This window comes from Nocardioides endophyticus (assembly GCF_039543845.1).
Lineage (GTDB): Bacteria > Actinomycetota > Actinomycetes > Propionibacteriales > Nocardioidaceae > Nocardioides > Nocardioides endophyticus.
In genome coordinates, this window is sequence record NZ_BAABKN010000027.1 from 157,856 (window position 1) to 172,939 (window position 15,084).

Here is a 15,084-nt window from a genome sequence, read left to right on the forward strand (position 1 = left end):
TGGCTCAGGCGTCGGCGAGCTGCGGGATGACCTTGTCCCCGAAGAGCTGGATCGCCTCGAACAGCTCCGACTCCGGCATGCCGCCCATGTCCATGTAGGCCAGGTGCGTCGTGACGTGCAGCTGCTCGGACAGGACTGAGATGCGCTCGACGACCTCGTCGGGGCTGCCGACGATGGCCGGGCCCTTGGTGGTCAGCCACTCGAAGTTGAACGGCCTCTTGTTCTGCGGCGGGATCGCGGGGTTGACGACGCTGAGGAGGTCGTTCATCCATGCGTGGTAGGCGCCATAGCGCGGCTCCCACTGGTCGCGGGCCTTCTGGCTCTCCTCGCCGACCCAGACGTGCCAGCCGGCGCCGATCTCCGGCTCCCAGTCCCAGCCAGCCTGCTCCCAGATGGCCAGGTAGTGCTCGACGACCTTGACGAAGAACGACGGGTCGCCGAACGCGCTGGGCAGCATCAGCTTCCAGCCCAGGCGGGCGGCGAGCTCGACGGACTCCAGGGAGCTGCCACCGCCGATCCACATGCAGTCACGGGCCCGCTGGATCGGTGCGGGCTGCAGCGACTCACCGTTGATGGAGGGTCGGAACTGGCCCGACCAGTGCACCGGCTCCCCGGTCCACAGCTGGTCGACGAGCTCGGCGTTCTCCTTGAAGCGCGCCGCGGACTCTTCCAGCTCGTGACCGAAGAGGGTGTACGTCGAGGCGAAGAAGTTGCCGCGCCCGTGGACCACGTCGACGCGCCCGTCGGAGAGGACATCGACTGTGGCGTAGTCCTCCGCGATCCGGAGGCCGTCGAGATTCGCCAGCAGGGTCACCGCCGTACCGAGGCGCAGGGTCGAGGTCCGCTCGGCGATGGCCGCCAGCACGACCGGTGGGGCCGAGTAGATGTACTCGATGCCATGGTGCTCGCCCATGTTGATGCCGTTGAAGCCAGCGGCCTCGGCGAGGTGCGCCATCTCCGGAAACATCTTGTAGCGGCGCGCGTTGGTGCTGCGCTCACCAGTGACGGGATCGGTGACCAGGTCACCCAGCGACATCAGGTTGAACTTCATGGAGCCTCTTTCGGGCCTCGTGCACGTGCGGGCAAACACCCTTTGGTTTTCACGAACCTAACATCCTTGGATTAACTGGTCAATCACCCAGGAAGGTGTGGATCTCGCGCAGGAACGCGTCGTTGCGGTCTCCCACGACCATGTGCGAGGCGCCGTCCAGGACGACCGCGCGGGCCACCGGCATCACGTCCAGGAGTTCGCGGATCTCGTCACCGCTCACCACGTCCGAGGAGCCGCCCGCGACGAGGAGCGTGGGTACCCGGACACGCGATGCCGCGGCGATCACGTCCTCCGGGTGGATGATCGGGTCGTCCTCCTCGGGACCCGCCGGCAGGATGGCCGGATCCCAGTGCCATCGCCATCGCCCGTCCGGACGTTGACGCACCGAGCGGCGCAGCCTCTCCGGATCGCGGGGCGGGTCGTCCGTGCGGTAGCCGGACACTGCGGCCGCCACGTCGTCGAGGGTCGCGAAGCCCTCGGGGTTCGCTGACATGAACTCCTTGATCCGCATGACTCCTGCGGGACGCGGACGAGGCGTGATGTCGACGAGGACCAGGCTGCGGGCCGCGGCCGGTGTGCGATCGAGCAGCATCAGCCCGGTCATCCCTCCCAGCGACGCCCCGACGACCGCTTCCGCTGTCCCCTCGCCGGCCTGCTCGAGGACCCGCTCGAGGTCGTCGACGTAGAGCTGGAGGTCGTAGGCGCCGTCCGCCGCCCAGGCGCTGTCGCCGTGACCCCGAGCGTCGTAGGTGAGAGTCGTCCACCCGGTTGCGCACAGGCTCTCGGCGGCTCTCGACCAGGAGTGCCGGGTCTGGCCGCCGCCGTGCAGCAGCACGACCAGGCCGCGTGAGTCGCCCGCCGGTCGCCGAACCTCGCCGATGAGGGTGCCCGCGGTCCCGACGTACGACGTGGGGCGCGGGTCAGTCACGAGCGGCCGACCGGCTCTGGGCTCAGAGCCCGGTGGATCGCCCCCAGCACCTCGTCGTTGTGCTCACCGAGGAGCGGGGCTCCGCGGACCACCCGCCCCGGCGTCAGGCTCAGCTTCGGCACGACGCCCGGCATCGGGACCGTCTCGTCGCCGAGGTCCGGGGTCGCGACCTCCAGCACCATGTCGCGGGCTCGGTAGTGCGGGTCCTGGAGGATGTCGGGCGCGGTGAAGATGCGACCTGCCGGGACACCTGCGCGCTCGAGCTCGTGGAGCAGGTCCTCGACCGACCGGGTGCGGGTCCACGCGGCGATCTCCGCGTCGAGCTCCTGCTGCCGATGACCGCGCTGGACATGCGTGGCGTAGCTGCCGTCCGGACCCGCCCAGTCCGGACGATCCATGACGGCGGCCAGACGGGCGAACACGTTGTCCTTGTTGGCGCCCATCACGATCCAACGACCGTCGTCAGTGGGATAGACGCTGGACGGCGCGATACCGGGCAGCAGCGGGCCGGCCGGCCCACGGACCTCCCCCAGCTTCGCGAACTCCGGGACGATCGACTCCATGTACATCCACATCGCCTCGTAGAGGGCGACGTCGACGACCTGGCCCCGCGGGCGATCCGGTCGGAGGTGGCCGGACAGCAGCGCGAGCAGGGCCCCGACGAACCCCTGGGTGCCGGCGAGCGCGTCGCCGAGCGAGATGCCGACTCGCACCGGAGGTCGCCCGGGCTCGCCCGACAGGTGCCGGAAGCCGCTCATCGCCTCAGCGATCGAGCCGAAGCCGGCAACGTCCCGCATCGGCCCGGTCTGCCCGTAGCCGGTGATCCGGACCATGATCAGGTCGGGGTTGAGTGCGCGCAGGTCGTCAGGTCCGATCCCCCAGCGCTCCATGGTGCCGGGCCGGAAGTTCTCGATCACCACGTCGGCGGTGCGAGCAAGCTCTCGGAACACCGCTTGGTGCTCAGCGGTGCGCAGGTCCAGCGTCACGGACTTCTTGCCACGCGCGATGATCGGCCAGTAGAGACCGACGCCCTTGTACATGCCACCCCAGCTGCGCATCGCGTCGCCGGTCGCGGGCTCGACCTTGATCACCTCGGCGCCCTGGTCAGCGAACAGGTGGCCGCAGAACGGTCCGCTGATGATGTGGCCGACCTCGAGAACCCGGAGCCCGGTCAGGGCTCCGTCGGCCGCGGAGTCGGTCCCCGTCACCGATCGAAGCCGTTCTGCACCAGCCAGCCGTCGATGTGGTCGATCGCCGCCTGCAGGTGCTTCTTCTGCCCGCTGTAGTAGTGGTTGGCGCCCTCGACGACGGTGAGCTGCTTGTTCTGGCCCGGCAGTGCCTCGTAGATGGCCCGAGGATGCGCCGGCGGGCAGGCGTCGTCGCGGGAGTTCTCGAGCAGCAGGACCGGGACGCTGACCCGCGCGGCGGCGTCGACCGCGTCGACCTGGGCCGTGTCGAAGGACCACTGCGACAGCCAGCTGCGGGTCGTGGTGAAGCGTCCGAGTGCCGACGGTCCGTCGTTGACCAGGCGCGGATCGCCGAGGTAGCTCCCCGGGGCGCGGTCGTTGGGATCCACGTTCTGGTCGAGCCAGCGCGGGTCGGCCATGGTGCCCTGGACGACGAAGCAGTGCTCCTCGTTCTCGCGTCCCGTCGCCTTCAGGTCCGCCAGTCGCTCCTGGGCGTAGGCGGTAATCCGGCGGCTTCGCGCCAGCTGCGCCGCGCGGTACTCCGCGACGTACTCCGCCGTGTACGGCGGCTGGTCGGGGTTCTCCGGGGAGTAGAGATTGAGGTGGGGGTCGCGCTGGTCGGGCGTCGACTCGTCGAGGATCGAGGCGTCCAGGAAGTCCGTGAGCAGGTGGTGCCGACTGCGGTGCGCGGCCAGGATCATCACACCGTCAGCAGCAGTCAGCTGGGTGTCGGCCAGCGGTGTGGGCTCACCCGCCCCGGTCGCAGTGATGATCGGCTTCTCTGCCTCACCCTGGTAGCCCATCATCAGCGAGCCACCTCCGCTCCACCCGGCCAGGATGACCCGTTCGTACCCGAGCCGCTCCTTCGCGTCCTTGACCACGGCACCGAGGTCGAGAAGGACGTTCTCCATGATCAGGGCGGCGTCACCGTTGCCGTAGCGGGTGTCGCTGGCAACGACGTGGAAACCGGCGCGGGCCAGGCCCGAGAACATCGGGAGGTAGCCGGGCGACCCGATCGGGTGCATCGCCACGACGCAGGTCTTGGACGGCTGCTCACCGCGCAGGAGCTGCGCGTGCAGCACGACCGAGTCGCCGATGGTGCCGTAGACGTCCTTGCGGGTCGAGGCGTCCCGTTGGACGACGAGGTACGGCGTACGCGTGTACGAGGTGGGGCTGTCCGCAGACATGGGCGTTCCTCCGAAGCTCGGGTCGGTCGGGCGCCGACGGAGTCCGACGCCAAAACCATACAGTGTTTGGATCAGTCTGTGGAGAGGTAGCCGCGACGCGCGCCGGAGATGAACGTCTCCCGTGCCTCGTGGGCGTCGCCGCGCATGTTGAGCTCGAGCGTGAGCGCGGTCTCTTGGCGGTAGAGCCGCCCGATGTCGCGTCGCGCGCTCCCGTTCACAGCGGCCTTCGCCGCCCGCAACACCGTCGGTGGCTTCGCGGCAATGACCGCCGCCAGCCGTCTGGCCTCAGGCAGCACGCTCGCCTCGTCGGACACGGCCACCACGGTGCCGTACGTCGCGAGCTCGCGTCCCAGCACCGGCTCGCAGGTGAACATCGCCTGCCTCAGCCGCTTGTCCGGCATCAGGCCCATGGCCTGGACGGCACCACCGGTCGCGCCGTTGTCGACCTCGGCCAGCACGAAGGTGCAGCTCTCGTCGGCCACGACGATGTCGCAGGCCCCGGCCACCAGCACACCGAGCCCGATGGCGTAGCGGTGCACGGAGGCCACCACCGGTACCGCGCAGTCGTGGAGGGCGACGGTTAGGTCGGTGGAGCCGGTGACCTGGCCGAGGATGCCCTCGAAGCCCGGAAGTCGCTGCACCTCCTTGACGTCACCGCCACCGATGAACCCACGACCTTCGCCCCGCAGGACCACCACCCGGACCTCGGGTCGCTCGGAGACGGCAGCCACCAGCCGGGCGAGGGTCGCCAGGTCGGCGATCCCGACCGCGTTGACCGGGGGCGCGTCGATGACGAGCTCCAGCACGCCCTGCTCGGACAGGCTCTCGTGGATCGGCATCAGCGGCCGCGCTCGTCGCCCGTCAACGACGGCAGCTTCGGGTGTGGCATCGGGTGCGCCAGTGGCGGAGCCGTGTCCGGAGCCTCGGCCTGCACTGCCTCGACGGCGCGCGAGTAGGCCGCGACGAGCCGGTCCTCCAGCGGATAGTCGAAGGTCCCGGTGTACATCGGGTAGGCCTCGGGAGTCGGCGGGTTCTCGCGCAGCCACGCCACGGTCTCGGCGAGAGCGTCGTACGCCGAGATGACGTCGCGGTAGCCGAGCTGGGTACGGATCTTGGAGGCGTCGACCATCATGTGCGGCCGCGACGCGGGGGCGAGGAACTCGTTGACGGCCGAGGGTGCCAGCAGGGACGGGATACCGATGAACTCGAGCTCTCCGCCGGCGATGTCAGCGACCACCTCCGCCCACTGGCGCATGGAGAACTGGTCGTCGTCGGCGATGTTGTAGGACTCGCCGTCGGCCAGCTCGGGGTTGTCGACGATGCACATGAGGGCGGCCGCGGCGTTGCGCGCCGCACTGCGGAAGAACACCCACAGTCCGTCGTCCGGCAGGATCATGTAGGGACGGCCGTCCTGGATCCGCTTGAGGACCGCCCACTCCCACGGCACGATGTTGCGAGGACCGTAGATCTGCGGGTAGCGGACGTACGACGCCCGGTAGGCGCCGTTCGCGGCTCTCTCGAGCACACCCCGCTCGGCATTGAGGATCTGCATGGCGAACTTCGCCGGCACCTCGGCGGTGTCGGCCATCGGGCTGTCCTCGCGGGCGTTGACCTTCATCCCCCACGGCTTCGACCCCTGCGGCTCGATGAAGCCCCGATAGACCGGCACTCCGCCAACGCAGATCAGCTGGTCGGTGCGGCCGGCGAAGAACTCACCGGTGACTCGCATCCGGCCGTACGTGGCGACCACCAGGTCGAACTCGTGATCCCCGACCGCCTCCGCCAGGGTCTCGGGGAAGTGCGGGTCCGCGTGGAGGTGGCGGACCTCCGGCAGCCCCGCGGGCTCGTGGGCACCGCGGTGCAACATGCTCACGTCGTGCCCTCGGTCGAGCAGCCCTTGCAGGATGTGCGGCCCGGTGGGGCCAGTGCCCCCGATGACCAGCGTCCGCTTCGTCGCACCACTCATGTTCAGTCCTCGATTCCGCGGCTGACCGCAGGGGCCAGCCCTTCGCTGAAGGCGGTCTGCCCGCCGTCGACCGGGATCACCGCCCCGGTGATGAAGCTGGCCGAGTCGGAGGCGAGGAAGACGACGACCTCCGCCATCTCCTGGGGTCGGCCGAGCCGGTTGAGCAGGTGGGATCGCTCTACCTCGCGCAGGCGCTCGGGTGGGATACCGCCGCGCAGCGCCGGGGTGTCGAAGACGCCCGGCACGATCGCGTTGCAACGAATCCCTTGCGCGCCGTAGTGCACGGCGACGGTACGGGTGAGGCCGATGATCCCAGCCTTGGCCGTGTTGTAGCTCATGCGCCACGTCGCCCCGGTCACGCCTCGGGTGGAGGACATGTTGATGATGCTGCCGATCCCCGCCTCGAGCATCCCGGGCAGGACGTGCTTGCAGCCGAGCGCGGCCCCCGTGAGCGTGATCGAGAGGCTGGTGTTCCAGGCGTCGAGGTCGAGGCTGATCGGGTCCCGGTCCTTGTCCATGACCGGGCCGCCCGTCAGCGCGGCGTTGTTATGCAGCACAGTGATCGGAGCACCGAGCTCGCGCGTCGCCGAGGCCACCACCTCGCGCCAGGCGGACTCGTCGGCGATGTCCAGCGCGGCCGCTACTGCGGTGCCTCCGATCTCGGCGATCGACACTGCGGTGGCCGAGGCCGTCGCCGGGTCGATGTCGGTGACGACGACCATGGCACCAGCCGAGGCGAGCGCGAGCGCCGATGCTGTCCCCATGCCCGAGCCTGCGCCGGTCACCAGTGCGACCCGACCCTCCAGCGAACCCATCGTCGTCTCCGTCCGTCGTCAATAAACCAAACACTGTTGTACTATGGATCGCGGCCTGTGCCCAGAGCAGAGCTCGAATCAGGTCGACATGACGAGCGTCACACACTCGTCCTCCCGTCACGCTCGAGCTTCCCGGAGGATCCTTCGTGCCTACCCCTCAGGTCGTCATGGTCACTGGAGGAGCGAGCGGCATCGGCGCGGCCACCTGTCGCCTGCTGACCGAGCGCGGGTTCCAGGTCGTGATCGCCGACCTTCAGGAGGAGCTCGGTCGCAACCTGGCCGACGAGCTGTACGGGCTGTTCGTCCACCTCGACGTGAGCCTGCCGGAGTCCTGGACGGCTGCGCTGGACGCTGCGACGACCGCCTACGGTCCGCTGCACGGCCTGGTAGCGGCCGCAGGGTTCAAGAGCGAGTACCTGCTGGGAGGTCCGCTCGACCCCGAGCTGTTCCACCGGACGGCCGCCATCAACCAGCTCGGCATCATCCTCGGCGTCCAGGTCGTCGGGCAGCACCTGCGCGAGCAGGGCAGCGGCTCGATAGTGAACATCTCGTCAGGCTCCGCCATGGCCCCGACGCAGAGCCCCGACATCGCGTACGTCAGCACGAAGTGGGGGGTGCGCGGCATCAGCCGCGTCGCAGCCAAGGAGCTCTCCCCCTATGGCGTGCGGGTCAACACCGTGCTTCCCGGGCTGATCCGCACGCCGATGATCGCGACGATCATCGAGTCGTTCCCCGAGCGGGTCGCGGACATCGAGGCCGACATCCCGCTTCGCAGGATGGGCGAGCCGATCGACGTCGCGCGGGCGGCGTACTTCTTCCTGTCCGAGCTGGGCTCCTACTGCACGGGGTCCGAGCTGGTGGTCGACGGCGGCTCGCTGGTCTGAGCCGCCGCCGGCCTCATCGCGCCGGTCCGGGCCTCAGAACGTCTGCGCCAGCAGCGTCGCCTCGCGCGTCGCCGTCGTGACGCCGCGCGGAGCGATGACGTCTCCACAGGTGTGGGCGGTGACGCCGAGCGCGTCGAGCTCGTGGACCAGGCCGTCGCGCGGGATCGTGTGCACCGACGCGACCACGACGTCGACCGCCAGCGGGTCGCTCTCGATTCCGTCGGGGTCGATCAGGATCGCCTTGCCGTCCGCGAAGGAACGCAGGTCGCGGAAGGTGAGCGCGGTGATCAGCGGAGACCGTCGGAAGATGTCCTGGTAGTCGAGCCGGTGGTTGTAGCCGCCATTGATGGTGATCCGGTCGAACGGCGTCGCATAGATGACCTCGTGGCCCTCGGCCGCCAGCTTCTCGACCGCGATCCCGGCCGGGTTGAGGCCCGTGCGGTCGATGACCAGGACCCGCGCACCCTTGGGCACGCCGTGGAGGACCGCGTCGTCGACCGTGACCACGCCCGGGACGTCGAGGCCGTGGGCGGCAAGGTCGTGCTCGGCCCCCGTGGCAACGACGACTTCGTCGACGTCCAGGTCGGCGATCTCCTCGGCGGTCATCCGGCGGCCGTACTCGACCTCCACGCCCTCGTGTCGGAGCTCGCCGACCAGGTGGTCGATGGTCCCGAACAGCTCGAAGGCCCGGGTCCCCAGGATGTTGCGCAGCCTGCCTCCCGGGGCGTCGGCAGCCTCGACCACGGTGACCTCGTGCCCACGCTTGGCCGCGACCTCGGCGGCCTGGAGGCCGGCGACGCCGGCCCCCACGACCAGCACCCTCTTGCGCGAGACCGGGTCCGGAAGCGCGGCGAACTGGCCCTCGCGGCCGAACTCGGGGTTGTGCCAGCACTGGACGACCTTGCCGTCGACGCGACGGCTGTTGCACTCCGCAACCCGGACACAGGTCCGGATCCGTCCCTCGTCGCCGCGGATCACCTTGACCCCCAGGTCGGGGTCCGAGAGGAAACCGCGCGTCATGCCGATGAGGTCACACTTCTCGTCGGCCAGCGCGTGCTCAGCCATGTCCGGATCGACGATGCCGCCGACCCCGACGATCGGGATCCGGCCGCCCGTGGCCTCGCGCAGTCCCTGTGCCAGCTCGAGGTCGTAGCCCTTGGGGTAGCGGAAGGACCCGACCGAGGGCTGGGAGTACGCCGGCGCCTTGGTGCCGATCGACAGATTCATGAAGTCGATCTGGCCAGTGTCCACGAGCCGGCGTGCGACGTCCTTGAGCTCGTCGACGGTCAGTCCGTTCTCGTCCGCACGAAGGTGGTCGTCGGCCGTCATCCGGAAGCCGAGGATCTTGTCCTCACCGAGGCCTGACCGCACTGCCTCGAGCACCGCGGTCGAGAAGGCGAGCTGCTCCCCCCACTCGTCGTCGCGGCCGTTGCCCCACGGACTGTAGGACTGCTGGAGCAGGTAGCCGTGGGCACCGTGGAGCTCGAGACCATCCAGGCCTGCGGCGGTGAAGACCTCCGCCATCCGGCCGTAGGCCTCGACGACCAGCTGCACCTCCGCCGTGGTCATCCGGTGTGCAGCCTCGCCGTACTCGTCCTGGCCCCCGTTGAACGACCACTCGGCGCGTTCGTCGAGCAAGACGTGGGAGCCGATCTGCCGGCCGAAGTTGACCACTTGAGGGGTCACCAGGGCCCCTTCCTCGTGGACGGCGTCCGCGAGTCGCTTGAACCGGTCTACGACCGGCCAGGGCCAGTTGTGAAAGGGCTCGACGTTGACCGGCTGGGCGATGAGCAGGGCGGCGCCACCCTGGGCGCGGCGCCGGCAGTAGTCGACGTACGTCGTCTCGTCGCCGGCGGGGTGCCACGGCGCCATGATGCTGTGGCCGGTGGTGATCATCCGGTTGCGCAGCGTGTTGCCGCGGATGGTCAGTGGGCTGAGCAGCCGGGCGTACTTCCCGTCCGTGCGGATGGTCGTGGCGGTCATCTGTCTCTCCTAACCGGCCAGCACTAGGGGGTGATGGCGAGGATCCTGCGGACGGCGTTCTCGATGTTGCTCTGGCCGACGACCCATTCCTTCTCGAGGGCCGGGGCGTAGGGCGCGGGCGTGAAGGGCGCCCCGACTCGTAGTACGGGAGCGTCGAGGGACCAGAAGCCCTCGTCGACTGCGCGCGCCGCGATCTCCGCACCGACCCCGAAGTCACTCACTGCCTCGTGGGCGATGACCAGCTTGTTGGTCTTCGCGAGAGAGCTGAGCACCGTCTCCCAGTCGATCGGGGCGACGGTCCGCAGGTCGATGACCTCGACGGAGATGCCCTCGCCTGCCAGCTTCTCGGCGACCACGAGGGACTCACGGGCCATCCTCGAGAAGGACACGACGGTGACGTCGCTCCCCTCGCGCAGGACCTTCGCCTTGCCGATCGGCACGAGGTGGTCGAGGGCGAACCCGGGACCGGCCTTCTCGTAGAGCAAGCGGTGCTCAATGACGATGACCGGGCTGTCTTCGGCGATCGCACTCCGGAGGAGGCCGTACGCGTCGGCAGGGGTCGACGGCATCACCACGGACAGCCCGGGGATGTGCGCGAGCATCGCCTCGATGCTCTGGGAGTGCTGGGCCCCCGAGGAACGTCCGGCGCCGAACTGGGTGCGCACCGTGAGAGGCACGGAGACTTTGCCGCCGGTCATGTAGCGCAGCTTCGCGGCCTGGTTCATGATCTGGTCGAGGCAGACACCGAGGAAGTCGGAGTACATGATCTCCACGACCGGGCGCATGCCGGCCATGGCGGCCCCGACGCCGGCGCCGATGATGGCTGCCTCGGCGATCGGGGTGTCGCGCACTCGTCCGGGGAACTCCTCGTTCAGTCCTCGTGTCAGCCCGAAGACGTTGCCTCCCTCGCCGACATCGATGCCGGCCACGAACACCTCAGGGTCCTCGAGGAGCGACTGCCGCAGGGCGGCTTTCACCGCTCGGCTGTATCGGGTCTCCTCGGCATCGACCGGCAGGTCGGCCTCGACAACCGGGCTCGCGACGGTCCGGATGTACTCGAACAGGCTCCCGGTGGAAGGCTCCGGAGCGGCGGTGGCGGTGGCGACCGCTTCCTCGACCTCGGCGCTCACGGAGGCGTGGACGGCAGCGATCTCGGCCTCGCTGGTCCCGCCGGCGATGAGCTGGGCCTCGGCCATCAGGATCGGGTCGCGCTCGGCCCAGGAGGCGGCGAGCTCCGCGTCACGGTACTTCAGCTGGTCACCCTCGTAGTGCCCGCGCGCCCGGAAGGTGACGGCTTCGACGAACGCGGGGCCCTCGCCCCGTCGCACGGCGTCGACGACCGTGGTCATGGCGTCCGCCATGGCCTGCACGTCGTTGCCGTCGATACGGTGGAATGACATGCCGTACGCGGCCGCGCGTGCCTCCATCCGCTCGGGCGCAGACATGTGGGTGCCGGTGAACTCGGAGAACTGGTTGTTCTCGCAGAGCAGGATCAGCGGCAGTCGCCAGTCCCCGGCCAGGGTCGCACCCTCGTGGAACGCTCCGGTGCTGGTCGCGCCGTCCCCGAAGAAGCTGACAGCGACCTTGCCGTCGCCGCGGAGCAGAGATGCCGTCGCCGCGCCGGCCGCGATGGGGACGCCGGCCCCGACGATGCCGTTGGCGCCGAAGATGCCCAGGCCCGGGTCGGCGATGTGCATGGATCCGCCTCGGCCGTGGTTGGTGCCCGTCTCCTTGCCGAACAACTCGGCGAAGGCGCCGGTCAGGTCGAGCCCCTTGGCGAGCACGTGGCCGTGACCGCGGTGGGTTGAGGTGATGACGTCGTCGGGACGCAGTGCCGCGACGGTGCCGACCGGGACCGCTTCCTGACCGACGGACAGATGCACGAAGCCGCGGATCACGCCGTCGCGGTACAGGCCGGCGGCCCGGTCCTCGAACATCCGGATCCGGAGCATCTCGCAGTGGAGGTGGGCGAGGTCGGTCCGGTTGGACCGCCCGAGCGTGCCGGCCGCGGTCTCCTGGACGTTGGTCATCGTGTTCCCCTGCTCAGTTCGGTGGCCGGCCGCACGAGCGGCCGGGACCCGCCCACTGTGGCAGAACTCGGAGACCTAAACAAGCAATGATTGGTTCTTGTTCAGGATCGGGGCTCGCGCTGCTCGGCGACGACCTGGAGGAGGCGGCTGAGCTCGTGCTGCTCGTCCGGGGAGAGCACCGCGAACCAGAGCCGGTCCCGCTCCGCCTGGGCCCGCAGCCCGTTGAGCAGTCGGCTGGCCCCCTCCTCCGTCAGCCGAACCAGCACTTGTCGACGGTCGCTCTCACTGCGGTCCCGTGCGACCAGACCGTCCCGCTCGAGGGTGTTCAGCACGCTCGAGATCGTCGCCCTGGAGGAGCCTGAGAGTCGACTGAGCTGTCGTGCCTCCATCGGGCCTATCGCCCAGAGCAGGTTCATGATCCGAAACCCCGCCCAGGACCAGCCCAGGCGCCGGTGGACAGACTCAGAGTCTTGGCCGAGCCGGTTGTAGAGACGGGTCAGGTTGACCACGAGGTCGGTGCGGTCGGCCCCGTCCGGCGCGACGATCTCGGCATCGACCAGGCGGGCGTGCAGCAGCTCACGCAGGGTGTCGGGCGCCGGACCGTGTTCGGCGGGTTCCTCGTCGGGCACGGGAGCAGGATAGGCGCACCTGACCTCTCGTCCGGCTCGCCCTCTCAGGGTCACGTGGCGGCGATCGCGACCCCGTCCGCGATCAGGCCCTCGACATCCAGTCCGAGGTCGACCAGGATCTGGCGGCTGTGCTCGCCGGGCAGCGGCGGCGCGGTGGGTTCGTCCGGAACCGCCCCCGAGAACCGCGGCGCACTGCCGGCCTGGAGGACTCCGTCCCGGGTACGCAGCGAGCCGCGCGCCTTCAGATGCGGGTGCTCGGCCGCCTCGACCAGTCCCAGGACGGGCGTCACGCAGCAGTCGGTGTGCTCGAGCTCGGCCGCCCAGACATCGCGCGGCTTGGTGAGGAACACGTCGGCGATCCGCCGCCGAAGGTCGGGCCAGCGGGACTCGTCGAGCTGGTGACGTGGGTCGTCGTTCAGTCCCAGGTGCTGGAGCAGGGCGGAGTAGAACTTGCCCTCACCGGCACCCACAGCGACGTGCTGGCCGTCGGCGCACTCGTAGACGGAGTAGAAGGGGGCGCCTCCGTCGAGCACGTTCACCCCGCGCTGGTCCTGCCACAGCCCACCGGCATACATGGCGTGGGTGCTGGAGAGCAGGTGGGAGACCCCGTCCACGATCGCCGCGTCGACGACCTGGCCGATCCCGGTCGCCGCCGCCTCGCGGAGAGCAGCCAGCAGCCCGATGACGAGGTAGGTGCCTCCGCCACCGAAATCGCCAACGTAGTTCACGGGGACCGTCGGGGGTCCCCCGGCGGCGCCGATGCCATGGAGGGCACCCGTGAGAGCGATGTAGTTGATGTCGTGGCCGGCGGTGCTGGCAAGTGGACCCTCCTGTCCCCAGCCGGTCATCCGCGCGTAGACCAGCCGCGGGTTGCGCGCCAGGCACTCGGTGGGACCGAGCCCTAGGCGCTCCGCGACCCCGGGTCGAAAAGGGTCGGTGAGCGCATCGGCGCAGTCGACCAGCGAGAGCACGATCTCGACGGCCTCCGGCCTCTTGAGGTCGAGCGCCAGCGACCTCTTGCCGCGGTTGAGCAGGTCGAACTTCGGAGCGGACGTCGCCTCAACACCGCCATGGGCCGGACGAGCTCGGTCGACACGGACGACGTCCGCCCCGAGATCGGCCATCAGCATGGTGGCGAAGGCGCTGGGTCCCAGACCGCCGAGCTCGACGATCGAGATGCCTGCCAGTGGTCCCGCCATGCGTGTCTCCTCGTGGGTCGGTGTGCCACACCACCATAAACCTATTGCTGTATGGTTCTGTCGATCCGAGCCACAATGAACGGACATCTCCATGCGCGCACTCGTTGTCGGCGGCACGGGACCGACCGGACCGCACCTCCTCGACGGTCTTCTCGAGCGCGGGTACGACGTCACCATCCTGCACCGCGGAGTCCACGAGCCCGAGGGACTGCCCGACGTACACCACCTGCACGCCGACCCGCACTTCCGCGAGACGCTGGACGAGGCGATCGGCAACCAGTCGTGGGACGTCGTCGTCGGCACCTATGGCCGCCTCAAGGTGGTGGCCCAAGCCTTCGCCGGACGCTGCGGTCACTTCATCGGTGTCGGCGGGGTGCCGGTCTACCGCGGCTTCCTGGACCCCTCCGACACCCGACCGCACGGCATGCGGCTTCTCGCTCGCGAGGACGGCCCGCTGGCGGACGCCTACGAGCCGGTCGCCCCGTTCGCCGGAAAGATCGTGGCCGCCGAGCGCGAGGTCTTCCGGCTCGGTGCCGCCGGGGCGTACGCCGCCACGATGGTGCGCTACTCCCAGATCTACGGGCCCCGCAACATCGTGCCGTGGGAGTGGTCCGTGCTGAAGCGCGTCGCCGACGGCCGGCGCCGGATGATCCTGCCCGACAACGGACTGTGGATCGTCACGCGGTGCGCGGCCCGCAACGCGGCGGAGGTGCTGCTGCGCGCCGTCGACCATCGGACGGCAGCTGACGGTGAGGCGTTCAACGTCGCCGACGACGACCAGCAGACCACCCGGCAGTGGGCGCAGAGCATCGCGATGCTGCTAGGCGCCGAGCTGGAGCTGGTCGGCATCCCGGCACAGCTCGCCCCGTCGGCGATGGGCGAGCTCCTCTCCCCCAGCGCCGAGCCCCACGTCCTGGTCGACGCCACCCGGGCCAAGTCGCTCCTCGGCTACCGCGAGGTCGTCAGCGCCGCCGACGCCCTGGCCGAGACGGTGCAGTGGCTGCTCGAGCATCCGGTCACGGCCGCTGACTACCCGACGTACAACGCACGCTTCGACTACGCCCTGGAGGACCGGCTCCTCGCAGCCTGGGAGCAGGCCTGCGCCTGGGTCCGCGAGCAGGCGCCCGACGAGCTGGTGCCGATGGCCCACGCCATGCCGCACCCCACCTCACCTTCGCTGCAGGCGGACGAACGAGGTCGCTGACGCCAGCGGCCGGGCGCGTGC

The 15,084-nt window shown here is 69.6% G+C and carries 13 protein-coding genes; 2 read left to right on the forward strand and 11 right to left on the reverse strand.

Annotated features, from left to right (window positions below; translation table 11 throughout):
• Positions 1 to 4 precede the first annotated feature (4 nt).
• The 7 genes from ABEA33_RS21300 to ABEA33_RS21330 all read right to left on the reverse strand — a co-directional run bounded on the left by ABEA33_RS21300 (position 5) and on the right by ABEA33_RS21330 (position 7,134).
• Entirely contained in the window at positions 5 to 1,051 is a 1,047-nt protein-coding gene (locus ABEA33_RS21300; RefSeq protein ID WP_345529032.1) for an LLM class flavin-dependent oxidoreductase, read from the reverse strand.
• A gap of 79 nt (positions 1,052 to 1,130) precedes the next feature.
• Positions 1,131 to 1,979: an alpha/beta fold hydrolase gene (locus ABEA33_RS21305; protein WP_345529033.1), complete on the reverse strand. Its 849-nt coding sequence runs from the start codon at positions 1,977 to 1,979 to the stop codon at positions 1,131 to 1,133.
• Positions 1,976 to 3,187, reverse strand: coding sequence for a CaiB/BaiF CoA transferase family protein (locus ABEA33_RS21310; RefSeq protein WP_345529034.1), 1,212 nt, complete (start codon positions 3,185 to 3,187; stop codon positions 1,976 to 1,978). Before ABEA33_RS21310 ends, ABEA33_RS21305 begins: the two co-directional genes overlap by 4 nt.
• Positions 3,184 to 4,353 (reverse strand): alpha/beta hydrolase, encoded by a 1,170-nt coding sequence (locus ABEA33_RS21315; protein WP_345529035.1) that lies wholly within the window; start codon positions 4,351 to 4,353, stop codon positions 3,184 to 3,186. Before ABEA33_RS21315 ends, ABEA33_RS21310 begins: the two co-directional genes overlap by 4 nt.
• A gap of 71 nt (positions 4,354 to 4,424) precedes the next feature.
• Positions 4,425 to 5,192 carry an enoyl-CoA hydratase-related protein gene (locus ABEA33_RS21320; RefSeq protein ID WP_345529036.1) on the reverse strand — a complete coding sequence of 256 codons (768 nt, stop codon included), beginning with the start codon at positions 5,190 to 5,192 and terminating at the stop codon, positions 4,425 to 4,427.
• Positions 5,192 to 6,319: a Rossmann-fold NAD(P)-binding domain-containing protein gene (locus ABEA33_RS21325; protein ID WP_345529037.1), complete on the reverse strand. Its 1,128-nt coding sequence runs from the start codon at positions 6,317 to 6,319 to the stop codon at positions 5,192 to 5,194. The genes ABEA33_RS21320 and ABEA33_RS21325 overlap by 1 nt, the downstream gene beginning before the upstream one ends.
• Before the next feature lie 2 nt (positions 6,320 to 6,321).
• Complete coding sequence (locus ABEA33_RS21330; RefSeq protein WP_345529038.1) at positions 6,322 to 7,134, reverse strand: SDR family NAD(P)-dependent oxidoreductase; 813 nt, start codon at positions 7,132 to 7,134, stop codon at positions 6,322 to 6,324.
• Between the two features lie 146 nt (positions 7,135 to 7,280).
• Here ABEA33_RS21330 and ABEA33_RS21335 point away from each other — a divergent pair, with 146 nt between their 5' ends.
• On the forward strand, positions 7,281 to 8,018 hold the full coding sequence (locus tag ABEA33_RS21335) for an SDR family NAD(P)-dependent oxidoreductase (protein WP_345529040.1): 738 nt from the start codon (positions 7,281 to 7,283) through the stop codon (positions 8,016 to 8,018).
• 33 nt (positions 8,019 to 8,051) lie between these two features.
• Here ABEA33_RS21335 and ABEA33_RS21340 read toward each other — a convergent pair whose 3' ends face one another.
• The 4 genes from ABEA33_RS21340 to ABEA33_RS21355 all read right to left on the reverse strand — a co-directional run bounded on the left by ABEA33_RS21340 (position 8,052) and on the right by ABEA33_RS21355 (position 13,859).
• Positions 8,052 to 10,001: an oxidoreductase gene (locus tag ABEA33_RS21340; RefSeq protein WP_345529041.1), complete on the reverse strand. Its 1,950-nt coding sequence runs from the start codon at positions 9,999 to 10,001 to the stop codon at positions 8,052 to 8,054.
• A 23-nt stretch (positions 10,002 to 10,024) separates the two neighbouring features.
• Positions 10,025 to 12,031 (reverse strand): alpha-ketoacid dehydrogenase subunit alpha/beta, encoded by a 2,007-nt coding sequence (locus ABEA33_RS21345; protein ID WP_345529042.1) that lies wholly within the window; start codon positions 12,029 to 12,031, stop codon positions 10,025 to 10,027.
• Between the two features lie 101 nt (positions 12,032 to 12,132).
• Positions 12,133 to 12,660: a MarR family winged helix-turn-helix transcriptional regulator gene (locus ABEA33_RS21350; RefSeq protein WP_345529043.1), complete on the reverse strand. Its 528-nt coding sequence runs from the start codon at positions 12,658 to 12,660 to the stop codon at positions 12,133 to 12,135.
• 50 nt (positions 12,661 to 12,710) lie between these two features.
• Positions 12,711 to 13,859 (reverse strand): CaiB/BaiF CoA transferase family protein, encoded by a 1,149-nt coding sequence (locus tag ABEA33_RS21355; RefSeq protein ID WP_345529045.1) that lies wholly within the window; start codon positions 13,857 to 13,859, stop codon positions 12,711 to 12,713.
• 91 nt (positions 13,860 to 13,950) lie between these two features.
• Here ABEA33_RS21355 and ABEA33_RS21360 point away from each other — a divergent pair, with 91 nt between their 5' ends.
• Entirely contained in the window at positions 13,951 to 15,063 is a 1,113-nt protein-coding gene (locus ABEA33_RS21360) for an NAD-dependent epimerase/dehydratase family protein (RefSeq protein WP_345529046.1), read from the forward strand.
• Positions 15,064 to 15,084: the final 21 nt, after the last annotated feature.

Bases quoted from the DNA above. Each gene is read 5' to 3' on its own strand.
- ABEA33_RS21300 (WP_345529032.1), bottom strand. From the start codon at position 1,051: ATGAAGTTCAACCTGATGTCGCTGGGTGACCTGGTCACCGATCCCGTC.
- ABEA33_RS21315 (WP_345529035.1), bottom strand. From the start codon at position 4,353: ATGTCTGCGGACAGCCCCACCTCGTACACGCGTACGCCGTACCTCGTC.
- ABEA33_RS21320 (WP_345529036.1), bottom strand. From the start codon at position 5,192: ATGCCGATCCACGAGAGCCTGTCCGAGCAGGGCGTGCTGGAGCTCGTC.
- ABEA33_RS21325 (WP_345529037.1), bottom strand. From the start codon at position 6,319: ATGAGTGGTGCGACGAAGCGGACGCTGGTCATCGGGGGCACTGGCCCC.
- ABEA33_RS21330 (WP_345529038.1), bottom strand. From the start codon at position 7,134: ATGGGTTCGCTGGAGGGTCGGGTCGCACTGGTGACCGGCGCAGGCTCG.
- ABEA33_RS21340 (WP_345529041.1), bottom strand. From the start codon at position 10,001: ATGACCGCCACGACCATCCGCACGGACGGGAAGTACGCCCGGCTGCTC.
- ABEA33_RS21345 (WP_345529042.1), bottom strand. From the start codon at position 12,031: ATGACCAACGTCCAGGAGACCGCGGCCGGCACGCTCGGGCGGTCCAAC.
- ABEA33_RS21355 (WP_345529045.1), bottom strand. From the start codon at position 13,859: ATGGCGGGACCACTGGCAGGCATCTCGATCGTCGAGCTCGGCGGTCTG.
- ABEA33_RS21360 (WP_345529046.1), top strand. From the start codon at position 13,951: ATGCGCGCACTCGTTGTCGGCGGCACGGGACCGACCGGACCGCACCTC.